This is a genomic window from Nonomuraea sp. NPDC050643 (assembly GCF_040654715.1).
Taxonomy (GTDB): domain Bacteria; phylum Actinomycetota; class Actinomycetes; order Streptosporangiales; family Streptosporangiaceae; genus Nonomuraea.
This window is the reverse complement of sequence record NZ_JBFAIM010000095.1, coordinates 1-22683: the sequence shown is the minus strand read 5'-3', so window position 1 is coordinate 22683 and position 22683 is coordinate 1. Positions and strand designations below refer to the sequence as shown.

Genomic DNA, 22683 nt, shown 5'->3' with positions numbered 1-22683 from the left:
TGGATCAATCCAGCGGATCGCCCGGGACGCCCTCGTAGTGCTCGCGCACCCGCGCCATCAGCCCGGCGTCCTGGCGCAGCGGCACGCCGTCCACCTCGCCGACCTCCATCACGCCCCAGGAGTTGCACAGGAACACCTGGTCGAGGCCGGTCAGGTCGGCGACCCTCAGCGGCCGGCGCTCCTGCGGCACGTCCATGCGCTCCAGCAGCCGCATCGTGATCCCGTGCAGCATCGGCGCGTCCGGCCAGACCAGCCGGCCGCCGTCGAAGCCGCCCAGGTTCGTGATCGAGCCCTCGCTGATCAGGCCGTCCGCGGTGGTGAGCAGGGCCTCGTCGAAGCCCTCGCGCGCGACCACCCGCCCGATGTGGGCCTGCTGGAACCCGGACGCCTGCTTGATGTGCGCCAGGTAGCGCTGGTAGACGACCGGCTTCACCTTCAGCGGGCCCTTGAGCGGCTCGTGTGGCGAGGCGGCGGTGGTGACGACGCGCGGACCGTCGGAGTCGAGGACGTAGACGCGCACGCTCGCGTCGCGGGCGTCACCGAGCACGGCCCTGATCGACTCCAGCACCGCCGCGCGGTCGAGCCCGGTGCCGAACAGCTCCAGCCCGGCCCTTTCGAGCCGCTCGAAGTGCAGGCCGAGCCCGCGCACCCGCCGGTCCCTGACCTGCATGGCGGTGAAGTGGCCGTAGCGGGAGCCGAGGAGGCGGCGCGCGTCCTCGCCGACCAGCCTGCCCTCGATCGCGGCACGTTCCGTCACAGCATCTCCTCACCTGGCGGCCTCACTTCTTGTACACCCCGATCGCCCAGTCCACCGGCCGGTTGGTGGACTCGCCCCAGAGTCCCACCTGAGCGGTGACGGTGACGCGCTTGCCCTTGGGCAGCGTGAACTCCGCCATCGCCATCGGGAACGCGCCCTTCTTCCAGACGCCGCAGCCCGAGGTCGCGGGCGACTCCTTGCCGTCGACCCGATACCTGAACCACATCCGCCCGGCCAGGTCGCCCGAGCAGATCTGGTCGATGCCGATGGTGCCGCCCGTGCCCACGACCTCGACCTCGAAGGTGGAGTCGCCCGGCCAGACGCCGGTGGACTGGGAGATCAGCCTCTTGCCGCCCAGCCGCCCGGGCAGCGCCCTGACCGGCTCGGGGGTGACGGGCCGGGCGGGCGGGGTCCACTCGTAGACCGCCAGGTCCCAGCCGGCCCGCCTGGGCTTGACCGGCACGCACGGCCCGTTCCTGGTCCGCGTGGCGCAGGCCGACCCGGAGGTGGTCGTGTCGAACGTGACCGTGACCTCCTTGGCGCCCTCCGGCACGACCAGCGGCTGCAGGTCCATGCCCGTGGGGCACGGCGCGAAGCCCCGCGGGCCCGTGTGCCTGCCGTCCACGAGGATCCGCGGCGCCCCGCTGCCGAACTCGCCGTCGCACCGCGCCGCCACGTCCAGCGGCAGCCCGGAGAGCGGGATCGTGACCGAGGTCTTCTTCGCGCCCTCCGCCGTGAGCCTGGCCGTGGCCAGCCGGCGGTACGCGGTGCCGTCGGGCGCGGTGTACCGCTCGGGCAGGCCGGACGCGGGTTCGGCGGTCACCGTCGTCGCGGGGGGCGGCTCCTCGGCCGTACCGGGAAGCAGGGCCACGACGGCCACGACGGCCACCACCGACGCCATTGCCACCACCGCCCCGCCCGCCATCGTCCGCCGGCGCAGGCGGGTCCTGCGGATGCGGGCGCGGACCTCGTCGTGGCGGCGCGGGTTCGCGGGCGACGGCCCCTCGGCCCGCTCGCGCAGGACGTCACGCAGATCTTGCACGGTCATCGGCGCAGCTCCCTCACGATCGCCTCGTCCACTCGCAGCTTGGCCAGCGCCTTCGCGGTCTGGCTCTTGACCGTGCCCTCCTGGCAGCCCAGCAGCCCGGCCACCTCGCTCACCGGCAGGTCCTCGTAGAAGCGCAGCACGATCACCGCGCGCTGGCGGGTCGGCAGCCGGCCCACCGCCCGCCACAGCTCCGCCCGCCCGTCGTCTCCCGGGTCGTGCGTCACCGCCTCGGGCAGTTCGTCGCTGGGCAGTTCCCGGCGCCATCGCCGCCGCCACCAGGACGTGTACGTGGTCACCAGCGCCTTGCGCACGTACGCCTCGGGCTCGTCGATGCCCGGCCAGGCGAACCACGCCTTCGCCAGCGACTCCTGCAGCAGGTCCTCCGCGACGCCCCAGTCCCGGGTCAGCAGGTACGCGGTCCGTAACAGCCGGTCCGACCGCGACACCACGAAGTACTGAAATATCGCCCTATCCGCCAACTTGACGTGCCTCCTGTGCGAGCCGGTTGACGGTAGTGACGCATCGAACGCCCCACCAGGTTGCCCGGCCCCTCAGACCCGCCCCGGGCCCGCTCTCAGGCCCGCACGGCCGCGCCCCGGCCCGTACGACCCGGCCCGCTCTCAGGCCCGCATGACCGTGAACGGCGCCAGCTCGCCCAGCCCCCGCACCGACAGCCGGTTGACCTCCCGCAACCGGAAGGCCCGGTCGCCCTCCAGCTCCTCGGCCAGTTGCGGATCGGCCAGGATCGTGCCCGGCAGCGACAACGCGGTCAGCCGGCTGGCCAGGTTGACCGTGGTGCCGAACACGTCGCCCATGCGCCACATCACCGGCCCGGCCGCCAGCCCCACCCGCAGCTCCGGCATGTCCTTGCCGCGCGCGTGCGTCTCCACCAGCCGCAGCGCGATCTCCGCCGCCACGTGCGACTTCTCGGCCACGAACAACACCGAGTCGCCCAGCGTCTTGACCACCCGCCCGCCCGAGGAGGTCACCAGGTCGGCCGAGCGCCCCTCGAACCTGTCGATCAGCCGCGCCAGCTCGGCGGCGGTGATCTGCCTGCTCAGCCGGGTGAACGCGACCAGGTCGGCGAACCCGACCGCCAGCCGCACCGCGCTCATGTCCTGGTCGGCGATGCGTCCGGCGGCGGCGGCGAGCTGGCGCTGCCAGGCGTAGACCAGCAGCCGCGCCAGATCGGGCACCACCCGCTCGGCCCGCCTGCGCCAGGCCCGCGGCCGCTCGGCCAGCGGCACGCCCGCCTGGTCGAGCGCCTCGGCGCCCAGCTCCGCCTGCGACTCGGCCAGCCGCGCCGTGGCCCGGCCGAGCGAGCGCGCCATCAGCAGCACGTGTTCCTCGTCGTAGACGCCGGAGGTCACCATGCCGAGCAGCGTCTTGAGCGCCTCGACGTCGGAGTCGGTGAACTCCACGGCGTCGTCGGGCACGTTGGCGAACCCCAGGGCACGCCAGAAGCGCCGCGCACGATAGACGGGCACCCCGGCCATCTCGGCGACCTGGTGACTGGTGTATCGGCGCGGCTCGCGCAGGAAGGCCTCCGCCAGCCCATCCCCGTCCACGCGCGCCACGTGGGCAACATAACACCCTGTGGGCCAGGTCACCTCACTCGAGGAGCGCCCTGAGCGCGGCCCGCTCGGCCACCGGCACGTAGGCCGCGTAATAGTCGTACATCGCCTTTCTGGACAGCCGGGCCGCCAGGGGGCCGTCACCGGCGCGTACGGCGGCGATGACCTCCTCGTGATGCCGGATGCTCTGCTCCATCAGGGCCCGCCGGTCCGGCGCGGCGGCGATCTTCTCGGCGATCAGCTTGACCACGATCGAGCGCACCACGTCCGTGCAGACCTGGATGAGCTTGTTCCCGCTCGCCCGCGCGATCGCGTCGTGGAAGGCGACGTCGGCCGCGCCGAACCCGGCCTCGTCCGCCTCCCTCATCCGCGCGACGGCCTGGCTCATCTCGGCGAGCTGCTCCTCGGTGCGCAGCCGCGCCGCCAGCAGGACGGCCGAGGAGTCCAGCACCATCCTGAACTGCACCAGCTCGGCCAGCGACAGCTCCGCCACCCGCGCGAGCGTGGTCATCGACTTGTGCAGGGCGGCGGGCGTGAACGGCAGCACCTCCGCCCCGTTGGGGTCGCCCGGCCGCGACCGCACCAGGCCGCGCGCCTGCAGCACGCGCAGCGCCTCGCGCACGGTGGAGCGGCTGACCGAGAACTGCACCATCAGCTCGCGCTCACTCGCCAGCCGCTCGCCCGGTGAGAGGGAGCCGCTCTCGATGGCCTCCTCGACCTGCTCCACGACCCGTTCGTAAGCGCGTACGGTACGCACCGGCTCGAAGCGCGGACCACCCATGCAAGCCCCCTTGACCCGAGCCGTCGACGACTGGCAATGTGCTGAGCCTACTGGTCCGACCAGTGCACTAGCCAGGAGGCTGTAAGACATGAGGCGAATCGGGATCTGGATCGCCGCGGGCGGTCTCCTGCTGGCCACGGCGGCCTGCGGCGGCGGTGCCGGTGGTGGTGGTGCCGGTGGTGGTGGCGGCACCGGGGCGACCGGTGGCGCGTCGAAGGCCCAGTCACTGTCCGTCGGATTCGTGGCCGAGCCCGCGAACCTCGACTTCACCTCCACCGAGGGCGCCGCCATCCCCCAGGCCCTGCTCGTCAACGTCTACGAGGGCCTGGTCAAGCTCGACCAGGACGGCGAGATCGTGCCGCTGCTGGCCGAGAAGTGGGACGTCTCCGAGGACCGCAGGACCTACACGTTCACGCTGCGCCAGAACGTCACGTTCAGCAGCGGGGCGCCGTTCACGGCCGACGACGCGGTGTTCTCGCTCGACCGGGTGAAGTCGGACTGGAAGCTGAAGATCAAGTCGCAGCTCGACGTCATCGACAAGGCCGAGAAGAAGGACGACGCCACGGTCGTCGTCACGCTCAAGCGGCCGAGCAACGGCTTCCTCTACGCGATGGCCACCCGGCTCGGCGCCATGTTCAGCCGCACCGGCGTCGCCGACCTGGCCAACAAGCCCGTCGGCACCGGCCCCTACGTGCTGGGCTCCTGGCGCCGCGGCGACTCCATCCAGCTCGGCGCCAACCCCTCCTACTGGGGCACGAAGCCGCCGCTGTCGGCGATCACGCTGAAATACTTCAAGGACGCCACGGCGATGAACAACGCGCTGCTGACCGGCGGCATCGACGTGATCTCCAGCGTGCAGGCGCCCGAGTCGCTGCAGCAGTTCGCCGACCCCAACCGGTTCCAGACCGTCGAGGGCACCACGAACGGCGAGGTGGTGCTGTCGATGAACAACGGCCGCCCGCCGTTCGACGACAAGGCGGTCAGGCAGGCGGTCCGGCACGCGATCGACCACAAGGCGCTGCTCGACACCGCCTGGGCCGGGCGCGGCCAGCTCATCGGTTCGATGGTGCCCCCCACCGACCCCTGGTACGAGGACCGCACCGGCGACTACCCCTACGACCAGGCCAAGGCCAGGCAACTGCTCGGCGGCAAGACGTACACGGTGAAGATGCGCATCCCCAACCTGCCGTACGCGGTCAACAGCGCCCAGGTCGTCAAGTCGCAGCTCGCCCAGGTGGGCATCACGGCCGAGATCGAGCCGCTGGAGTTCCCGGCCCGCTGGCTCGACGTGGTGTTCAAGCAGGCGGACTATGACCTGTCCATCATCAACCACGTCGAACCCCGAGACATGGGCATTTTTGCTGACAAGTCGTACTACTTCCGTTACGACAATCCCGAATTCGGCAAGCTCCTCGCCGCCGCCGACGAGGGCACCGAGCAGCAGCAGACCGACGACCTCAAGCAGGCCGCCAAGCTCCTGTCCGACGACGCCGCGGCCGACTGGCTCTTCCTCTTCCCGAACCTGATCGTGGCGAAGAAGGGCGTCACCGGGCTGCCGAAGAACGCCATCGCGGAGTCCTTCGACTTCACCGCGCTCGCCAAGCAGTGACGCTCTACCTGCTCAAGCGGCTGGCGGTGCTGATCGCGAGCACCGCCGTGGCCGGAGTGGTGGTGTTCGCGTTCATGGCGCTGCTGCCCGGAGACCCGGCCGAGGTCGCGCTGGGCGTCAACGCCACCCCGGAGGCGGTGGCCGAGCTGCGCCGCCAGTTCGGCACCGACCGGGCGCCCGTCGCGCAGTTCCTCGACTGGTTCGGTGGCCTCGTCCAGGGCGACTTCGGCACCTCCTACGTCACCAGCGCGCCCATCGGCCCCCAGATCGCCGACCGGCTCGGCGTGACGATCGTGCTGGTGCTCGGCGGCATGGCGGTGGCGCTGGTGATCGCGGTGCCGCTGGGCACGTACGCCGCCGTGCACCACCGCGACCCCCTCGGCGCGGCCATCAGCGCCGTCAGCCAGCTCGGCATCGCCGTCCCGGCGTTCCTGGCCGGCATCCTGCTGGTGTACGTGTTCGCCGTCCAGGCCCAGGCGCTGCCCTCCGGCGGCTACGTGCCCATCGCCGAGAACCCGGGGGAGTGGCTGCGCGGCCTGCTGCTGCCGTGGGCGTCGCTCGGCCTCGTCCAGGGGGCGGTGCTCACCCGCTACGTGCGCAGCGCCGTCCTCGACGTGATGCGCGAAGACTACCTGCGCACCGCCCGCGCCAAGGGCCGGGGCGGCACCGGCGCGCTGTGGCGGCACGGCCTGCGCAACGCCTCGATCCCCGTCGTCACCGTGCTCGGGCTGCAACTGGCCACGCTGCTGGTCGGCGCGGTCGTGGTCGAGCGGGTGTTCGTCCTGCCCGGGCTCGGCGACCTGCTGCTCAGCGGCGTCGCCGGGCGTGACCTGCTGCTCGTCCAAGGCGTGGTGATGGTGCTGGTGGCGGCCGTCCTGCTGATCAACTTCGTGGTGGACGTGACCTACCACCTGCTCGACCCGAGGCTGCGATGAGAGGCCGGATGAACGCCGGCCTGCTGGTGGGCGGCGTGCTCGTCGGGCTCGTGACGCTCGCGGCCCTGGTGTCGTTCCTCTGGACGCCGCACGACCCGACGCTCGTGGACGCCGCGCAGCGGCTGCGCGAGCCCGGCGGCGGCTACCTCCTGGGCGCCGACAAGTACGGCCGCGACACCTTCAGCCAGATCATGGTCGGCGCCCGCACCACCCTCTACGTCGGCATCGTCGCGGTCGGCATCGCCGCCGTCCTCGGCGTCCCGCTCGGCGTGGTCGCCGGGATGACGCCGAGCGGCTGGCTCTCCGAGCTGATCATGCGGGTCAACGACCTGGTGTTCGCGTTCCCGGCGCTGCTGCTGGCCGTCATGCTCGGCGCCGTCTACGAGCCCGGCACCCTCACCGCGATGATCGCCATCGGGGTGGCCACCGTGCCCGCGTTCGCCCGCGTGGCCCGCGCCGCCACACTGCAGGTCATGGTGACCGACTACATCCTGGCCGCCAGGGCCGCCGGGCGACGCCGCCCCGCCATCGCCGTCCGCCATGTGCTGCCGAACATCGGCTCCGTCCTCATCGTGCAGGCGTCGGTGTCGTTCGCGATCGCGATCCTGGCCGAGGCGGCGCTGTCGTTCCTCGGCTTCGGCACCCGCCCGCCGACCCCGTCCTGGGGACGGATGCTCCAGGAGTCGCAGGACCTGCTGTTCTCCACCCCGCGCCTGGCCCTGTGGCCCGGTCTCGCGATCGCGCTCGCCGTGCTCGGCTTCAACCTCCTCGGCGACGGCCTGCGCGACTACCTCGACCCCAAGCTCAGGAGGATCCGTGCTGAAGGTTGAGGGCCTGACCGTGCGCGCGGACTCGGTCGAGCTCGTCCACGACCTGTCGTTCGCGATCGCGCCGGGGGAGCGGGTCGGGCTGATCGGCGAGTCCGGCTCCGGCAAGTCGCTGACCGCGCTGGCGCTCATGGGCCTGCTCCCCGAGGGCGTCACCGCGTCGGGGCGGGCCAGGCTGGGCGATCGCGACCTGGTCGGCGTGCCGGAGAGCCGGATCAAGGACCTGCGCGGCCGCGAGGTGTCCATGGTCTTCCAGGAGCCGATGACCGCCCTGAACCCGCTCATGCGCGTCGGCGCCCAGGTCGCCGAGGTCATGACCCTGCACGGCCGGGCCCGCCCCGAGGCCCGCGAACGGGCGGTCGAGCTGCTGGAGCGCGTACGCCTGCCCGATCCCGGCCAGATCGCCCGCGCGTACCCGCACCAGCTCTCCGGCGGCCAGCGCCAGCGCGTCATGCTCGCCATCGCCCTGGCCAACGCGCCCGGGCTGCTCATCTGCGACGAGCCCACGACCGCGCTCGACGTCACCGTCCAGAAGCAGATGCTCGACCTGATCGCCGAGGTCGCGCCCGCCCTGCTGTTCATCACCCACGACCTCGCCGTCGTCGCCTCCGTCTGCGAACGCGTCCTGGTCATGTACGGCGGCCGCGTCGTCGAGTCGGGCCCCATCCGCGAGGTCTTCACCCACCCCCGCCACCGCTACACCGAGGGCCTGCTGGCGGCGTCCAAGCTCACCCCGCGCGGCACCCGGCTGCCCACCATCAAGGGCGGCGTCCCGGCGGCCGGGCGCTTCCCCGGCGGCTGCGTGTTCAGGAACCGCTGCCCCCACGCCACCGCCGCGTGCGAGACGGCGCCGGAGCTGACAGGAGACGGACATGCCCACGCATGCTGGCACCCCGCTGATTGAGGCCCGGGACCTCAATCGCCTCTACCATCGCCCCCGCACCTCGCTCACCAGGCCCGGCGCCGCCGTCCACGCCCTGCGCGACGTCTCGCTGACCGTGCGGCGCGGCGAGCGGTACGGCATCGTCGGCGAGTCCGGCTCCGGCAAGTCCACGCTGCTGCGCCTGCTCTGCGCGCTCGACCAGCCCACCAGCGGCTCCATCCGCTTCGACGGCCAGGAGATCACCGGCAGGCCGGAGCGGCGGCTGCGCTTCCTGCGCGAGAACCTCCAGATCGTCTTCCAGGACCCGATGAGCTCGCTCGACCCCCGCATGCGGGTCCGCGACCTCGTCTCCGAGCCGCTCACCGCCCTCGGCCTGCCGATCGGGGACCGGGTCCCCGAACTGCTGGAGGCGGTCGGGCTGCCGGCGGCGGCGGCCGACCGGTACCCGCACCAGTTCTCCGGCGGGCAGCGGCAGCGCATCGCCATCGCCCGCGCGCTCGCGCCCCGGCCGAAGGTGCTGGTCGCCGACGAGCCCGTCAGCGCCCTGGACGTCTCCGTCCGCGGGCAGATACTCAACCTGCTGGCCGACCTCGTGGACGAGCTGGGGCTCACGCTCGTGTTCGTCTCCCACGACCTGTCGGTGGTGCGACACGTGTGCGAGACGGTCGCGGTCATGAGCGCGGGTGAGATCGTCGAGACCGGGCCGGTGGACGAGGTCTGGGCCGCGCCCGCCCACCCGTACACGCGGGCGCTGCTGGAGGCCGTACCGACTCTGGAGGGATTGCTGTGATCGACGTCGACGCGCGGGGAGTGGTGGAGTTCACGCAGGCGCTGGTGCGCATCCCCAGCACCAACGACCCGGCGCGCGGCCGCAACGAGCGGCCCGCGGCCGAGCTGGTCGAGGCCAAGATGCGCGAATGGGGCTGGGAACCGGTCGTGTCCGAGGCCGCCCCCGGACGCCCGAACGTGGTCGCCGTGGTGGAGGGCGGCGGCGGCGACGGGCCGACGCTGATGTTCGAGGGGCACACCGACGTGGTGACCGAGGGCGACCTGTCCACCTGGACCGTCGACCCGTTCGGCGGCGAGATCCGCGACGGCCTGCTGTGGGGGAGGGGGAGCGCCGACATGAAGTCCGGCCTGGCCGCCACCCTCTACGCGACCCGCGCCCTCCAGCTCGCCGGCCCGTTCCCCGGGCGGATCAAGGTGTGCGCGCTGGCCGACGAGGAAGGCCTCATGCTCGGCGCGCACCACTTCGTGTCCCAGGGCCTGACGGCCGACGTGGACGGCGCGATCGTGGCCGAGCCCGAGGCGGGCGAGATCTGCGCGGTGGCCAAGGGCGCGCTGCGGCTGCGGGTGGACTTCACGGGCAAGATGGCCCACGGGGCGATGCCGCAGCACGGCCGCAACCCCCTCGAGGCGGTGGGTTCCCTGCTCGCGGGCCTGCGCACACTGCAGGCGGAGCTCCAGACGCGCCACCCGGCCCACGAGCACCTCGGCGAGGTGTACGTCACGCCGACCGTCCTGCGCGCCGGCTCCGAGGAACAGGTCAACGTGATCCCGGCGGTCGCCTCGGTCTTCATCGACGTGCGCACCATCCCCGGTGTCGAGCACAAGGAGATCGCCGACCGGGTGGCCGCGCTGGCCCGGTTCGACGGGATCACGGCCGAGGTGTCGGCGCTGGTGGACCGGCCGCCGGTGGACGTGCCGGTGTCCGACCCGGTGGTGGCCGCACTGGCCGCCGCGCACCGGACGGTCACGGGGGAGGAGCCCGTGTACGGCGGGGTGCCCGGCTCGACGGACGGCACCGTGCTGACGCACTGGGGCGGGATCCCCTCGGTGGTGTACGGCCCCGGCGGCAAGTGGATCGCGCACCAGGCGGACGAGTTCGTGGAGGTCGAGGAGATCGTCCGCTGCACCCGGGTCTTCGCCGAGGCCGCCCGCCGCTTCCTGAACGGCGACCACTGATGCGCCGTGCCGGGCCCACGAACTCACTGGTGGACGTGGCGGGCCTGCGGGTCGGGCACGCGCAGCGCGTCGGGGGCGGCTACCTGACGGGCACCACCGTGATCCTCACCCCCGCCGACGGGGCCGTGGGCGGGGTGGACGTCCGCGGCGCCGCCCCCGGGACCCGCGAAACGGAGCTCCTCGACCCGCGCAACCTGGTGGAGCGGGTGCACGCGGTGGTGCTGTCGGGCGGGAGCGCGTTCGGGCTGAGCGCGGCCTGCGGGGTGATGTCCCGGCTGGCGGAGGCGGGGGTGGGGTATCCGGTGGCGGGGGGAGCCGTACCGATCGTGCCGGCCGCCGTCATCTTCGACCTCGGCCGCGGCGGCACCTTCCACGCCACCCCGGACGCCACCCTCGGCACCGCCGCCTACAACGCCGCCACCGCTCCCCCACCGCCCGCGGCCGAGGTCCCTTCGGGTGAAGAGGCCGGCGTTGTGAGTAAGCCCCGGCCTTCCGCCGACGCACTGTCCGCTCCTCCACCGTTCCAAGCGACACCGACCCCAACCGGCGAAGCAGCCGCCTCCCCGTCGTCCGCGGCTGAGGTCCCTTTGGGTGGGGTGGGTGCCGGGCCCGCAGCCCCGACCGGTGAGGCGGCGGCTTTCCCGCCCTCTGTGGCCGGGGTCCCTTTGGGTGAGGGGGGTGGCGGTGCGGGTGAGGCTGGGCGTTTGGCCGGTGCAGCGTCCTCCCCTTCGCCTTTCCAAGGGACATCGGCCCCGGTCGGTGAGGGGGGTGACGTCGGGCCTTCGGTCGGTGCAACGCCTTCCCCTCCGTCCTTCGAAGGGACATCGGCCCTGGGCGGTGGGGTGGGTGCGTTCGTGGTGGAGGTGAGGACGGCGGCGCCGACCGCTTGTGGGTCTGTTGGGGCGGGGACCGGGGCGATGGCCGGGGGGTTGGCGGGTGGGGTGGGAACGGCCAGTGTGGTGCTGGCCGATGGCACCACCGTGGCCGCCCTGGCCGTGGTGAACGCCGTCGGGTCGGTGCTGGACCCCCACGACGGCACCCTCGCCGGCACCAGGTACGGCCTCCCCGGCGAGTTCGACCACCTCCGCACCCCCACCCCCCAGGAGACGGAGGCCTGGAACCCCCGCAACGCCCCCGCCTTCAACACCACGATCGGCGTCGTGGCCACCGACCGCACCCTCACCAAGGCCAAGTGCGGCAAGCTGGCCGCCGTCGCCCATGACGGCCTGGCCAGGGCCATCAGACCGGCCCACACCATGACCGACGGCGACACGATCTTCGCTCTGGCCACCTGCGCGAGCGGCGCCCCCGGTCACGACATCTTCCAGGACGTCCTGGCCGCGGGCGCCGACGTGTTCAGCCGTGCCGTCGCGCACGCCATCCTGGCCGCCACCGGCCGCGAGGGCGCGCCCGCGTACCTCGACGTGTTCCCGAGCGCCCTACGGAAAGAGCCATGACCTTCGACATCCCGTGGCCCGCCGGCCTGCCCATCGGTGACGGATGGGAGGCCACGGCGGACACCACCGACGTGACCTTCCCCTATGACGGATCCCTGGTCGCCCGGGCCCCGCTGGGCGGCCCCGCGCAGGCCGCGCGGGCCGTCGAGGAGGCGCTCGCGGTCGCCCCGGCCATGGCGGCGCTGCCGTCGCACGCCCGCCGCGCCGCCCTCATGCGCGCCCACGACGCCCTGAGCGAACGGCGCGCGGAGTTCGAGCGGCTGCTCGTCCTCGAGACCGGCAAGCCGCTGGTGGACTGCCAGGTCGAGGTGGCCAGGACGCTCGTCACCCTGGTCACGGCCGCCGAGGAGGTCGCCCGGCTGCACGGCGAGACCGTGCCGCTCGACCTGCTGCCGTCAGGGGAGGGCCTGGTCGGGTTCTGGACGCGCCGGCCCATCGGCGTCGTCGTCGGCATCACCGGCTTCAACTATCCCCTGCTCCTCGCCGCCCACAAGATCGCCCCGGCCGTCGCGGCGGGCTGCCCCGTGATCGTCAAGCCCGCCCCCGCCACCCCGCTGGCCACGCTCTGGCTGGTCCACCTGCTTCGGGCGGCCGGCGCCCTGCCCCCGGCCGCCGTGCAGCTCGTCACCGGGGACGTCGAGGTCGGCCGGACGCTGGTGGAGGACCGGCGGATCGGCGCGGTCTCGTTCACCGGCTCGGCCGCCGCGGGGCACGCCATCGCGCGCGCCGCCGCCCCCACGAAGGTGCTGCTGGAGCTGGGCTCGAACGCGGCGCTCGTGGTGGCCGCCGACGCCGACCTCGAGGCCGCCGCCGACGCGGTCGTGCGCGGCGGCTACTACGCCTCCGGCCAGGCGTGCATCTCGGTGCAGCGGGTGCTGGTCGAGGAGCCCGTACGCGAGCGCTTCGTGTCCCTGCTGGCCGACCGCGTCAAGCACGTCGCCGTGGGCGACCCCCGCCTGCCCGCCACCCGCGTGGCCCCGCTCATCGACGAGGCCGCCACCGGCCGCGTCCTGGAGTGGATCGCCGCCTCGGGAGCGGAGGTGGTCACGGGCGGACGCCGCGACGGCCGCGCCATCGCGCCCACGGTGCTCGACGGCGTCGCGGACGGGGCCGCCGCCTGGGACGAGGAGATCTTCGGCCCGGTGGTGTGCGTGCGCTCGGTGCCGGGCCTCGACGAGGCCTTCGCCACGGTCAACCGCTCCCGGTACGGCCTGCACGCCGCCGTGTTCACCCGCTCCCTGGCGACGGCGTTCGCCGCGATCGAGCGGATCGAGGCCGGCGGTGTGGTGGTCAACGAGGTGCCGGGCTTCCGGGCCGACAACATGCCGTACGGCGGCGTCAAGGACTCCGGCATCGGCCGTGAGGGCCCGCGCTTCGCCATCGAGGAGCTGACCGTCACCCGGATGGCCATCATCCGCCCCTAGCGGCGTCTAGTTCGGCGGGTCGAAACGGCCGTCCACGGCGGTCCAGCCGCCGTCCACGTAGAGGACGGAGCCGGTCACGAAGCTCGCCGCGTCGCCGGCCAGGTAGACCACCGCCCCGGCCATCTCCTCCGCCGCCGCCCACCGGCCCAGCGCGCTCTTGGCGGCGTAGGCGGCGTACCAGCCGGGATCGTCCTTGATCTGCCTGGTCAGCGGCGTCTCCACGACGCCCGGCGCGATCGCGTTGACCCGCACGCCGTGCGGCCCGAACTCGGCGGCGGCCGTCCGCAGGAGCTGCACCAGCCCGGCCTTGGTCGCGGAGTAGACGCTCTGGCCCGGCTCGGTGACCGACGCCCTGATCGAGGCGAACCCGATGATCGAGCCGCGCCCCCGCTCCACCATGCCCGCCCCGAACGCCCGCACCACGTCGAACGAGGCCCGCAGGTTCAGCCCCACCACCCGGTCGAACTCCTCGCCCGAGTAGTCGAGCAGCCGCTTGCGGACGTTGGTGGCCGCCGTGAACACCAGCACGTCGGCCGGCGCCTCCTCGGCCAGCGCCCGCACCGCCTCGGGGTCCAGCACGTCGACCAGCCGGGCCGTGCCACCGCAGGCGGCGGCGGTCTCCTGGGCGGAGGTCTCGTCGCGGTCGGCGCACACCACCGAGGCCCCGTGCGCGGCCAGCGCCAGCGACGCCTCCCTGCCGATCCCGCTCCCGGCCCCGATCACCACGGCCCGCCGCCCGTCCAGGCGGAACAGCGCGTCATATCCCATACGTGGCACCCTAGCGACTGGTCGGACCAGTGCACCAGGTCTCGGAGGCAAGCCGAGTCCGGTGTGTAGCGGTCACGTCACTTCTGGTGATGAGGCGGGCGGCCTCACCGCCGGTCGGCCTCCCAGTCGGCGCGCAGCAGCTCGTACTCGACTTCGCCCTGCTCGGAGCCCTCGATGGCCTCGGGCCAGTCGTGGTGGAAGGTGCGGACGAAGCGCAGCCCGCACTTCTCCATGACCCGCCGCGACCCCCGGTTGACCGTCATCGTCTGGGCGAACACGCGGCGCGCGCCCAGCTCGCCGAACGCCTTGTCGATCAGCGCGAGCGAACCCTCGGTCGCGTACCCCTTGCCCCAGGCCGCCTTGTGCAGCCGGTAGCCCAGCTCGGGCTCGTCGGCGGGCCCGTCCTTGGCCGGCCGCAGGTGGAACCAGCCGAGGAACTCGCCCGTGGACCTCTCGACGGCCGCCAGGAATCCGCCCTCGATGAACCTGGGCAGGGTCTGCTCGGCGATCACCTCACGGGGCGTCGGCTTGCCGCCGTTGAGATGGCGCATGACCTCGGGGTCGTTGTGCAGGAGGAACAGCGCCTCCTCGTCGGACGCGGCGAAGGGACGCAGGGACAGCCGCTCGGTCTCCAGGTGAAAGTGCACCGGCACACGCTAGCCGACCGGCCCAGGCGGGCTCGACGGGTTTACGCGCGCGCGTCCGTCAGTGCCTCCGACAGTGCGCGCAGCCGGGCTCTGGCGGCGGGATCGTAGGCCTGCTCCAGCGCCTGCGCCGGCCGGAGGCCGTCGAAGAAGCGCCCGGACACCTCGTCCAGGCCCGGATCGGTGACCAGCCGCGACGTGGCCTCCACACCCTCCCGCAGCTCGCTGGCCGGCGCGGCCGTGACCATCTTGGTCGGCATGTACGTGGCCGGGTGCAGCGCGTTCGCCGTGACCCCCGTGGTCGCCCCTTCTTCGGCCAGGTCGACGGTGAACATCACCTGGGCCAGCTTGCTCTGGCAGTAGGCCCGCACCCCGCTGTACTCCTTGACCAGCATCACGTCGTCGAAGTCGATGGGCGCCTGCCCCAGGCTGGAGACGTTGACGATCCTGGCCGGGGCCGCCGCCCGCAGCGTCGGCAGCAGCAGCCGGGTGAGCAGGTAGCCGGCCAGGTAGTTGACCGCGAACCGCAGCTCGTGCCCGTCGGGGCTCTCCTGCCGCGCCACGCCGCCCGGCACGGTCGGGCCGATCCCGGCGTTGTTGACCAGCGTGTCGAGCCCCGGGTGCTCGGTGGCGACGGCGGTGGCGAGCTCGCGCACCTCCTCGAGCGCGGCCAGATCCGCCCGGTACCAGTGCAGCCGGGCGCCCGGCACGAGGGCGCGGAGCTCATCGAGCGTGTCCTGGCCGCGCCGGTCGTCGCGGCCGTGCACGAGGACGGTCGCGCCCCGGCCGGCGAGATCGGCGGCCAGCGCCCGGCCCAGCCCGTCGGTCGCGCCCGTGACGAGGATCGTGCGCTGCTCCATGGGACGCATGCCCACCTCCAGTACGGCCTCTCCGCTCCGACGCTATCAGCGGGCCCGGCGCAGGGCTTCGGCGAGCTCCGGCATGGACGTGACGTGGTGGTCCGGCCTCTGCCCGGCGTCCGGATGGGCGCCGGTGTCGTCGCTCTGGAACAGGATCGTGCGCATGCCCAGCGCCCGCGCGGGCGCCAGGTTGACCGGCCGGTCGTCGACGAACACCACCTCCGCCGGGGCGACGCCCAGCGCGTCCAGCACCGCCGCGTAGGGGGCCGCGTCGGGTTTGCGCGCCCGCAGGTCGGAGCTGATGAACCAGCGCCCGATGAGCCGCTCCAGCCCGAACCGGCGGCGGACGAGGGCCGACCACGCCGCCGTGTCGTTGCTCAGGCACGCCGGCTCCAGCCCGGCCCCGGCCACCGCCCGGAGCGTCTCGATCGTGCCGTCGGTGAGCGTGTGCCGCCGGCAGTAGTCCGCGTCGAGCGGCGGCAGGCCGAGCGCCGCCCAGAACTCCTCCGTGCTCGTCAGGCCCAGCGTCGCCGCCCGGTAGGCCGCGCGGATCTCCCGCTCGGGCGCGTCGCACCCCTGGTCCCTCAGGTAGGGGATCAGCACCCGGCCCTGGACGTTCCCGTAGCGGTAGAGGACGCCCATCGCGTCGAGCACGACCACCTTCACCCGCCCCACCCTAACGACGCCCGGGCACGGCGGAGGCGGCCACGAGCGCGGCGACGGCCAGCACGGCGAACACCACGAGCGCCGTCGTGTAACCGGACTCGGCCGGTGTGGCCCCGGGGCCGGCGGGGGTGCCGGTGGCGAGCAGGGCGGCGGCGATCTGGGCCCCGATCGCGCCGCCGACCGTGCGCACGATGGTGTTGACGCCGGTGGCCACGCCGGTCTGGTGCGGCTCGACGGCCTCGACGACGAGGTTGCCGATGGAGGCGAACGCGAGCCCGTACCCGGCGCCGACGAGGAGGCCGGCGGCGTACACGTGCCAGAGGCGATCGTGGAAGGCGGCCAGCAGCAGGAACGACGCGGCGGCCAGGGCGGCGCCGGCCTGGAGCGGCAGGCGTGCCCCATAGCGCGCGGCCAGGCGGGGGGCCAGCGGTGTGGCGATCAGCATGACGAGGGCGATCGGGACCATGACCAGGCCGGCCTCGGTGACGGAGGCGCCGAAGCCGTACCCGGCCGTGGGCGGGGTCTGGACGAAGCGGGGGATCAGCGTGATGACGCCGAACATGGCGGCGCCGACGATGAGCGTGGCCAGGTTCGTGGTGACCAGCGCGCGCCGGGCCATCAGCCGCAGGTCCACCAGCGGGGCGGCGGCGCGCAACTGGACCCGGACGAAACCGCCCAGCGCCATGGCCCCGCACCCCCCGGCCACCGCCGCGGGTCCCCAGCCCCACGCCCGTCCCTGGCTGATGGCCAGCAACAACGCCACGAGCGCCCCCGACAGCAACACGGCCCCGCCGACATCCACCCGCCCCCCGCCACGCGTGGCCGCTCCGGGGCCCGCAGCCGAACCGCCGGGTGAGGTCTCCACGGTGCGGGGGAGGGCGGCGGTCGCGGCCAGGGCGGCGGTGGCGAGTGGCAGGGTGCCCCAGAAGAGCCATCCCGTCCCGGCGGCGTCCGCCACCGGTCCCGCCAGCACCATCCCGGCCGACCCGCCGATCCCGAACATGGCGCTGAGCAGGGCGATGACCCCCGGCATCCGGCCCGGCGCCAGCGCGCTTCGCACGATGCCGAACGCCAGCGGGAACACGCCCCCCGCCACCCCCTGCAGCGCCCGCCCCGCCACCATCCAGCCCAGCGAACGCGTCTCGGCGGCCAGCCCGCACACCAGCGTCCCGGCCACGAAGAACCCCAGGCAGGCGACCAGCACCCGCCGATAGCCGAACATGTCGCCCAGCCGCCCCGCGATCGGCGTGGCCACGGCACTGGCCAGCATGAACGTCGTCAGCACCCACGTCACACCGGTCGCCGGCGCCGCCAGCTCCAGCCCCAGCACGGGCAGGACCGCGATCACGATCGTCTGGGAGAGGCTGGCGGTCACCGCCGCCAGCAGCAACGCCGCCACCACCCCCCGCGCTCTCTCCCGCCCCACCTCTGCCCCCTTTTCAACTGCCGGACCAGGACCATCGGGCGCACGGAACCTGCGCCACAACGCGACGCAGACGGCGGTGAGCCCGGCGAGGATCCACACCACGGACCTCCTCGATCATCGAAGTTAGGTAACCCTAAATCTTGCGGACGGCAGTCCGCAAGATGGTCCAGTACGGTTTCCCCGTGGCCCCATCCGCCGAACAGCCCAAGCCCGCCCCGTCAGGCCGCCGCGCCTGGGGCAGCCTCAGCCAGGCCCAGATCGTCGCCGCCGCCCTCGAGATCGCCCGCACCGAGGGCGTGGAGGCCCTGACCATCCGCCGCCTGGCCGCCGACCTCGGCGCCTCCCGGATGGCCCTCTATCGTCATGTGGCCGACAAGGACGCCCTGGTGGACCTCGTGATGAACGCCATCGCCGAGCACGACGTGGTCCCGCCCGGCATCGACGAGGGCCCATGGCAGGAGCGCCTGCGGTCGCTGGCGGCGGCGATGCGGCGGCAGCTGGCGGCGTATCCGGGGATGGTGGCGGTGCTGATGACCCGCGCCAATCACGGCCCCGGCGCGCTGAACCTGGTCGAGGCCATCCTCACGATCCTCGGCGACGCCGGTCTCGGCGACCGCCAGGCGGCCAGGCACTACCTGATCTTCATCGACCTCGTCCTGGGCCGGCTCCACCGCGAGCTGCACGGCGACCCCATCGACCGCCACCGTACGGCGAGCCTGCTGGCCCTGGCCGGGGAGGGCGGTGACCATCCCCGCCTGCGCGCGGCCGAGCCCCACCTGCGGGCCGTCACCGCCGAAGAGGTCTTCGACGCCGAACTGAACATGCTCATCGCGGCGATCGCGGCCGCCGCCGGGTCGCCGAATTCGTAAGGCGGCTTGCGGAAATTCCGTAAGGCGGCTTACGGTGTATGCATGATCGACTCAGAACGGTCCGCGTACCACGAGCTCGAGGCGCGTTTCGGGCCGCCGCTCGGCGTGGAGGACGCCCGCGCCCGCTGGGGCTCGCTCGTCAGCGCCGCCGAGAACGGCACGACCACGCTGATCACGCGCGAGCGCTGGGAGTGGGCCGCGCTGGTGCCGATGTCGGAGGTGCCCGGCCTGCTGTCCGGACTGCCGGTGCTGTCGCTGTCGACGGCGCGGGCCAAGCTGGGCGAGCTCGTCCGCCAGACCGCGCAGCCGTACGACGAGGGTCCCCTGCTGCTGACCCGCCACCGCACGCCCGTCGTCGCCCTGGTCGCGGCCCGCCGCCTGCTCGCCCGGCTCGCGCCCCGGCACCAGCCGGTCGCCGAGAAGCTGCTGTCCGAAGGGCAGAGCATCACCCTGACCCTCGGCCCGCAGGACGAGATCACCGCCATCGCCCGCGACCGCGACGGCACCGTGACCGCGGCCGCCTCCGGCCCGGACATCGCCGAGGCCCTGCGCAAACTGCACGGCTGAGCACCCCGTCGGGCGCTGCCGTCGGGCGGCTCTCCGTGGGTGCCGCGCGCCCCGGGGCGGTTCGGGTCCTCCGGGTCAGGTCGGTTGGACCACCGCGTCGGGGCCGGGATAGATGAGATGCTCGTGCCCGTCCTCGAAGCGGACCATGTAGGGCGGCGAGCCTTCGGCCCCCCGGACCTCGATGATCTCGCCCTTCCTGTCCCGCTGCCCGACGACATGGCCGTGGACGATCAGGTAGTCACCGACTTTCGCCTCCATGGCGGATTCCTCTCAGCCCGGCTGTGGCACCGTTGAGGTTCACTCCCACAGTGCACCAGCCGGGCCGTCACGGAAAGCCGGTCAGCCGAGCTCCTCGATCAGGCTGGTGAAGCCGTCGGCGCCGTGCCCGGCGGAGATGCGGCGGCGGACGAGGGACAGGGCGTCCTCGAGGTGGGCGGTGCCGAGGTTCGCCGTGGCGCGCAGCCGTACGAGGTGCTCCAGCACGGGAGCGTGCTCGGTCAGGGAGGCGGGGCCGCGGGGGTAGGCGCGGTCGCGGACCTCGCGGGCGACGTCGTCCGCCGCCCCCACCACGTGCCCGAGCTGCCTGCCCGCGAAGGGCGCGAACGCCTCCGGCGCCACGTTCCCCGCCCCGCCGACGAGCGCGAGGGCGTTCAGGTAGGCGAGCGCGGCGTCGTACCAGAGGCCGAGCAGGGCCAGGTCGTACACGGCGGCCAGGCCGGGCTCGGCGCCGACGTGGTGGGCCGTCCCGAGCGCGTCGAAGGCCGTCCTGTGGGCCGCGTACGCCTCGGGCGGGCCGCTGTAGAAGAACGTGGCCTGCGGCGTGCCGATCTGCTCGGGCCCCGCCTGGACGACGCCGTTGAGACAGGCGGCGGGACGGACCCGCGCGGCGGTGTCGCGGGCCTGCTCGGGGGAGCCGGTCGTCAGGTCGGCCACCGTACGGCCCGGCAGGGCGTCCCCGGCGGCGTCCAGCACCTGGGCGACCGCGTCGTGATCGGTCAGGCAGACGACCACGAGCGAGCCGGCGGCGACGGCCTCCGCGACGTCGCCCGTCCGCCGCGCCCCTCGCGCGACCAGGTCGTCGCCCCTGGCGGGCGTGCGGTTCCACACCGTCGTCGTCAGCCCCTGGCCGAGGAACGCGCGGGCCAGGGCCGAGCCCATCGCGCCCAGGCCGAGCACGGTCACACCATCCATGACAACCTCCACTTACGTTACGAGTCGTAACGTAACATAAAGGATAGACTGCGTGCCGTGCGACCACGTCAGGACGACAAGCGCGGCGGCAGGCCCCGCGACCCGCAGATCGGCCAGGCCGTGCTCGGCGCCACCCTCGACGTCCTCGACGAGACCGGCTACGCCCGCCTGGCGATCGAGGAGGTCGCGCGGCGCTCGGGCACGACGAAACCGGCCATCTACCGCCGCTGGCCCGACCGGCGGCGCCTGGCCCTCGCCGCCCTCGCCGCCCGCCTCGGCACCCTGCGCGCCCCCGACACCGGCTGCACGCTGTGCGACCTCAACGAGGGGATCGGCGTCTTCGTCGCGGCCTTCCGCCGGATCCGTCCCGACGTGCTGGGCCCGCTGCTCGCCGACTGCGCCGCGGAGCCGGAGCTGCGGGAGACGTTCATGGCCACGCTGTTCGAGCCGCCCAGGGCCGCGGTGGGCGAGATGATCGACCGCGCGGTGTCACGCGGCGATCTGCGCGCCGACCTCGACCGTGCCCTGGTGCTCGACCTGCTGGGCTCGCTGGTGCACTACCGGGCGCTCTTCGGCCACGCCCCGGTCGCCGAGGCGGGCCCGGACGCCGAAGTCGAGAAGGCCGTGGAGACCCTGCTGCGCGGAGTCGCGACCGACTATCCGGCCCTCGTCGAGCACAGCCGCCGCCTCGCGGGCGACCCCCATGGCGCCTGACCGCGGCCGGCGACGCCGCGGGTCACGACGTCTGGCGGCCCGGGTGGTCGAAGCGGAACGGGGCCGGGGGAGGCAGCGGGGCGGCGTTCTCGGCCCTGAACGACTGCAGCAGGTAGGCCACCAGCCGCCGCGACCCCACCGCCGCCGCCTCGCCCGGTTCGGCGGCGACGCCGCAGTTGGCCCTGAGCAGCAGCACCAGATCGGCCGTCGCGAAGTCGGCCCGCAGCCGCCCGGCCTCCTTGGCCCGCCGCACGACGTCGGCGAAGCCGGCCTCCGCCCGCGAACGCTCCCGCTCGTAGTCGATCGCCTCGGGGAACGCCGTCAGGAAGGCCTCGGTGAACCCCTGGTCGGCGACCTGCATCGCGCACACCTTCTCGATCACCGTCTGGAACGCCCGCCACGGATCGGGATCCGCCAGCGCCTCCTCCACGGCCGACCCGCACGCCGCCATCTGGTCCGCGAACACCTCCGTCACCAGTGACTCCCGGGACGGGAAACGCCGGTAGAGCGTGGCCACGCCAACGCCCGCCCGGCGCGCGACGGCCGCCATCGGCACGTCCAGCCCGCGCGTCGCGAACGCCTCCCGCGCGGCCTCGAGAATGCGGTGCCGATTGTCGCGCGCATCCGCCCGCAGCTCCACCGCGGCTGTTTCAGAGTGACGAGCAGGCATGCCGCTCACCTTAACGCAAGTGGACTACCCCTTCCGCTTAGCCGCCAGCGTCGTTCTCGCCAGGCGCATCGGGTGCTGGAGTCGGGCGGCGGGCGCGGCGAGATCGTCGTCCGCGTCGCCTGAACCGTTGACGGCCGCGCTGGACGGTTCTTAAACTCATCGCATAATGAATTTCCGCGTGGAGGAGTGATCCCGTGCGCAGAACGCCCGCCGCCGTCGCCAGCGCCCTCTTCTTCGCCGCCGCCCCCGGAACCGTCACCGTGCTCGGGCCGTACTGGATCAACGGCTGGCGGATGCGCGACCCCTTCCCGGACCAGGTCATGATCCCGCTCAAGGCGCTCGGCGCACTCCTGGTGGTGGCGGGGCTGATCGTGCTGGTCAACGCGTTCGTCAGGTTCGTGGTGGAGGGGCTCGGCACGCCGATGCCGGTCGCGCCGCCCACCCGGCTGGTCGTCGGCGGCCTCTATCGCCACGTCCGCAACCCCATGTACGTCGCCGTCTTCGCCGCCGTCATCGGCCAGGCCATGATCTTCGGCGACCCCTGGCTGCTGTGCTACGTCGCGATCACGGCCGTCCCCGTCTGCTCCTTCGTCCACTGGTACGAGGAGCCGCACCTGCGCGCCACGTTCGGCGCCGAGTACGACGCCTACCGCGCCCACGTCCCGGGATGGTGGCCGCGCGTGCACCCTTACCAACCCTGAGTGGCGAAAAATTTGGGGTCCCATGTCGGGAGCGGTTTGACTCCTAGTGAGGAACTATGGTCGTCTCGTGACCTATGTTTCTGATGGGATGAATTAGATAGGTCCGGGGGAAAGCTTCATGCCGCACGCCCTCCTGCGCGTGCTCGCTTCGACATCCATCGCCGGCACGGTCCTCGCCGCGCTGCCGCCCGCTCTGCCGCCCGCCGAAGCGCAGGCCCAGCCGGTGCAGGCCCAGCCCGTGCAGGCCCAGCCCATGCGGGCGCGGCCCGCGGCGGTCGAGCCCGTGCCGGCCGTCGAGGAGCCGCCGGCCGCCGTCGTGACCGTGCCGACGCGGCCGTCGCTCGCCC

At 73.3% G+C, this 22683-nt stretch carries 26 protein-coding genes; 13 read left to right on the top strand and 13 right to left on the bottom strand.

What is annotated here, in order from left to right:
• Positions 1-4: 4 nt before the first annotated feature.
• The 5 genes from AB0I15_RS60890 to AB0I15_RS60870 form a co-directional block, all read right to left on the bottom strand.
• On the bottom strand, positions 5-757 hold the full coding sequence (locus tag AB0I15_RS60890; RefSeq protein WP_358118524.1) for an aminotransferase class IV: 753 nt from the start codon (positions 755-757) through the stop codon (positions 5-7).
• 22 nt (positions 758-779) lie between these two features.
• On the bottom strand, positions 780-1805 hold the full coding sequence (locus AB0I15_RS60885; RefSeq protein ID WP_358118523.1) for a hypothetical protein: 1026 nt from the start codon (positions 1803-1805) through the stop codon (positions 780-782).
• Positions 1802-2284 (bottom strand): SigE family RNA polymerase sigma factor, encoded by a 483-nt coding sequence (locus AB0I15_RS60880; RefSeq protein WP_358118522.1) that lies wholly within the window; start codon positions 2282-2284, stop codon positions 1802-1804. Before AB0I15_RS60880 ends, AB0I15_RS60885 begins: the two co-directional genes overlap by 4 nt.
• 141 nt (positions 2285-2425) lie before the next feature.
• On the bottom strand, positions 2426-3382 hold the full coding sequence (locus AB0I15_RS60875) for an adenylate/guanylate cyclase domain-containing protein (protein WP_358118521.1): 957 nt from the start codon (positions 3380-3382) through the stop codon (positions 2426-2428).
• 34 nt (positions 3383-3416) lie between these two features.
• Positions 3417-4160 (bottom strand): FadR/GntR family transcriptional regulator, encoded by a 744-nt coding sequence (locus tag AB0I15_RS60870; RefSeq protein ID WP_358118520.1) that lies wholly within the window; start codon positions 4158-4160, stop codon positions 3417-3419.
• Between the two features lie 88 nt (positions 4161-4248).
• On the opposite strand from AB0I15_RS60870, the gene AB0I15_RS60865 reads away from it, so the two are divergent.
• From AB0I15_RS60865 to AB0I15_RS60830, 8 genes are read left to right on the top strand one after another with little or no spacing between them, the layout of a single operon-like run.
• Positions 4249-5769 (top strand): ABC transporter substrate-binding protein, encoded by a 1521-nt coding sequence (locus AB0I15_RS60865; RefSeq protein ID WP_358118518.1) that lies wholly within the window; start codon positions 4249-4251, stop codon positions 5767-5769.
• Positions 5766-6704, top strand: coding sequence for an ABC transporter permease (locus AB0I15_RS60860; protein WP_358118516.1), 939 nt, complete (start codon positions 5766-5768; stop codon positions 6702-6704). Before AB0I15_RS60865 ends, AB0I15_RS60860 begins: the two co-directional genes overlap by 4 nt.
• Positions 6705-6712: 8 nt before the next feature.
• Positions 6713-7534, top strand: coding sequence for an ABC transporter permease (locus AB0I15_RS60855; RefSeq protein WP_358118514.1), 822 nt, complete (start codon positions 6713-6715; stop codon positions 7532-7534).
• The gene (locus tag AB0I15_RS60850) at positions 7521-8435 is read left to right on the top strand and encodes an ABC transporter ATP-binding protein (RefSeq protein WP_358118512.1); all 915 of its coding nucleotides are present in this window, start codon (positions 7521-7523) and stop codon (positions 8433-8435) included. The genes AB0I15_RS60855 and AB0I15_RS60850 overlap by 14 nt, the downstream gene beginning before the upstream one ends.
• On the top strand, positions 8404-9204 hold the full coding sequence (locus AB0I15_RS60845; RefSeq protein ID WP_358118511.1) for an ATP-binding cassette domain-containing protein: 801 nt from the start codon (positions 8404-8406) through the stop codon (positions 9202-9204). The genes AB0I15_RS60850 and AB0I15_RS60845 overlap by 32 nt, the downstream gene beginning before the upstream one ends.
• On the top strand, positions 9201-10379 hold the full coding sequence (locus AB0I15_RS60840; RefSeq protein ID WP_358118509.1) for a M20 family metallopeptidase: 1179 nt from the start codon (positions 9201-9203) through the stop codon (positions 10377-10379). The genes AB0I15_RS60845 and AB0I15_RS60840 overlap by 4 nt, the downstream gene beginning before the upstream one ends.
• Positions 10379-11836 carry a P1 family peptidase gene (locus tag AB0I15_RS60835; RefSeq protein ID WP_358118508.1) on the top strand — a complete coding sequence of 486 codons (1458 nt, stop codon included), beginning with the start codon at positions 10379-10381 and terminating at the stop codon, positions 11834-11836. The genes AB0I15_RS60840 and AB0I15_RS60835 overlap by 1 nt, the downstream gene beginning before the upstream one ends.
• The gene (locus AB0I15_RS60830; protein WP_358118506.1) at positions 11833-13260 is read left to right on the top strand and encodes an aldehyde dehydrogenase family protein; all 1428 of its coding nucleotides are present in this window, start codon (positions 11833-11835) and stop codon (positions 13258-13260) included. Before AB0I15_RS60835 ends, AB0I15_RS60830 begins: the two co-directional genes overlap by 4 nt.
• 6 nt (positions 13261-13266) lie before the next feature.
• On the opposite strand, the gene AB0I15_RS60825 is transcribed toward AB0I15_RS60830, so the two are convergent.
• The 5 genes from AB0I15_RS60825 to AB0I15_RS60805 form a co-directional block, all read right to left on the bottom strand.
• Positions 13267-14028, bottom strand: a complete 762-nt coding sequence (locus AB0I15_RS60825; RefSeq protein WP_358118505.1) for an SDR family NAD(P)-dependent oxidoreductase — start codon at positions 14026-14028, stop codon at positions 13267-13269.
• Between the two features lie 104 nt (positions 14029-14132).
• Positions 14133-14675, bottom strand: a complete 543-nt coding sequence (locus AB0I15_RS60820; protein WP_358118503.1) for a GNAT family N-acetyltransferase — start codon at positions 14673-14675, stop codon at positions 14133-14135.
• Positions 14676-14716: 41 nt separating this feature from the next.
• A complete protein-coding gene (locus AB0I15_RS60815; protein ID WP_358118501.1) occupies positions 14717-15541 on the bottom strand; it encodes an SDR family NAD(P)-dependent oxidoreductase in 825 nt (274 codons plus the stop codon).
• Between the two features lie 36 nt (positions 15542-15577).
• Complete coding sequence (locus tag AB0I15_RS60810) at positions 15578-16198, bottom strand: HAD-IA family hydrolase (protein ID WP_358118499.1); 621 nt, start codon at positions 16196-16198, stop codon at positions 15578-15580.
• 10 nt (positions 16199-16208) lie between these two features.
• Positions 16209-17624 (bottom strand): MFS transporter, encoded by a 1416-nt coding sequence (locus AB0I15_RS60805; RefSeq protein ID WP_358118497.1) that lies wholly within the window; start codon positions 17622-17624, stop codon positions 16209-16211.
• Positions 17625-17806: 182 nt separating this feature from the next.
• Here AB0I15_RS60805 and AB0I15_RS60800 point away from each other — a divergent pair, with 182 nt between their 5' ends.
• Positions 17807-18493, top strand: a complete 687-nt coding sequence (locus tag AB0I15_RS60800) for a TetR/AcrR family transcriptional regulator C-terminal domain-containing protein (protein WP_358118495.1) — start codon at positions 17807-17809, stop codon at positions 18491-18493.
• A 42-nt stretch (positions 18494-18535) separates the two neighbouring features.
• A complete protein-coding gene (locus AB0I15_RS60795; RefSeq protein WP_358118493.1) occupies positions 18536-19060 on the top strand; it encodes a type II toxin-antitoxin system prevent-host-death family antitoxin in 525 nt (174 codons plus the stop codon).
• Between the two features lie 75 nt (positions 19061-19135).
• On the opposite strand, the gene AB0I15_RS60790 is transcribed toward AB0I15_RS60795, so the two are convergent.
• Positions 19136-19318: a DUF1918 domain-containing protein gene (locus AB0I15_RS60790; RefSeq protein WP_358118492.1), complete on the bottom strand. Its 183-nt coding sequence runs from the start codon at positions 19316-19318 to the stop codon at positions 19136-19138.
• An 81-nt stretch (positions 19319-19399) separates the two neighbouring features.
• Positions 19400-20251 carry an NAD(P)-binding domain-containing protein gene (locus tag AB0I15_RS60785; RefSeq protein WP_358118490.1) on the bottom strand — a complete coding sequence of 284 codons (852 nt, stop codon included), beginning with the start codon at positions 20249-20251 and terminating at the stop codon, positions 19400-19402.
• Between the two features lie 57 nt (positions 20252-20308).
• Between AB0I15_RS60785 and AB0I15_RS60780 the strand changes: the two genes are divergently transcribed.
• Positions 20309-20965 (top strand): TetR/AcrR family transcriptional regulator, encoded by a 657-nt coding sequence (locus AB0I15_RS60780; RefSeq protein WP_358118489.1) that lies wholly within the window; start codon positions 20309-20311, stop codon positions 20963-20965.
• Positions 20966-20987: 22 nt separating this feature from the next.
• Here the strand turns inward: AB0I15_RS60780 and AB0I15_RS60775 are convergent, their stop codons facing one another.
• On the bottom strand, positions 20988-21635 hold the full coding sequence (locus tag AB0I15_RS60775; RefSeq protein ID WP_358118488.1) for a helix-turn-helix domain-containing protein: 648 nt from the start codon (positions 21633-21635) through the stop codon (positions 20988-20990).
• A gap of 194 nt (positions 21636-21829) precedes the next feature.
• On the opposite strand from AB0I15_RS60775, the gene AB0I15_RS60770 reads away from it, so the two are divergent.
• Positions 21830-22336: an isoprenylcysteine carboxylmethyltransferase family protein gene (locus tag AB0I15_RS60770; protein ID WP_358118486.1), complete on the top strand. Its 507-nt coding sequence runs from the start codon at positions 21830-21832 to the stop codon at positions 22334-22336.
• A gap of 118 nt (positions 22337-22454) precedes the next feature.
• On the top strand, positions 22455-22683 hold a 229-nt coding region (locus tag AB0I15_RS60765; RefSeq protein WP_358118484.1), incomplete at its 3' end, for a hypothetical protein.

Coding starts and splice junctions, on each gene's coding strand:
- AB0I15_RS60885 (WP_358118523.1), bottom strand. CDS start 1,805: ATGACCGTGCAAGATCTGCGTGACGTCCTGCGCGAGCGGGCCGAGGGG.
- AB0I15_RS60870 (WP_358118520.1), bottom strand. CDS start 4,160: ATGGGTGGTCCGCGCTTCGAGCCGGTGCGTACCGTACGCGCTTACGAA.
- AB0I15_RS60865 (WP_358118518.1), top strand. CDS start 4,249: ATGAGGCGAATCGGGATCTGGATCGCCGCGGGCGGTCTCCTGCTGGCC.
- AB0I15_RS60855 (WP_358118514.1), top strand. CDS start 6,713: ATGAACGCCGGCCTGCTGGTGGGCGGCGTGCTCGTCGGGCTCGTGACG.
- AB0I15_RS60845 (WP_358118511.1), top strand. CDS start 8,404: ATGCCCACGCATGCTGGCACCCCGCTGATTGAGGCCCGGGACCTCAAT.
- AB0I15_RS60835 (WP_358118508.1), top strand. CDS start 10,379: ATGCGCCGTGCCGGGCCCACGAACTCACTGGTGGACGTGGCGGGCCTG.
- AB0I15_RS60830 (WP_358118506.1), top strand. CDS start 11,833: ATGACCTTCGACATCCCGTGGCCCGCCGGCCTGCCCATCGGTGACGGA.
- AB0I15_RS60825 (WP_358118505.1), bottom strand. CDS start 14,028: ATGGGATATGACGCGCTGTTCCGCCTGGACGGGCGGCGGGCCGTGGTG.
- AB0I15_RS60815 (WP_358118501.1), bottom strand. CDS start 15,541: ATGCGTCCCATGGAGCAGCGCACGATCCTCGTCACGGGCGCGACCGAC.
- AB0I15_RS60795 (WP_358118493.1), top strand. CDS start 18,536: ATGATCGACTCAGAACGGTCCGCGTACCACGAGCTCGAGGCGCGTTTC.
- AB0I15_RS60790 (WP_358118492.1), bottom strand. CDS start 19,318: ATGGAGGCGAAAGTCGGTGACTACCTGATCGTCCACGGCCATGTCGTC.
- AB0I15_RS60785 (WP_358118490.1), bottom strand. CDS start 20,251: ATGGATGGTGTGACCGTGCTCGGCCTGGGCGCGATGGGCTCGGCCCTG.
- AB0I15_RS60775 (WP_358118488.1), bottom strand. CDS start 21,635: ATGCCTGCTCGTCACTCTGAAACAGCCGCGGTGGAGCTGCGGGCGGAT.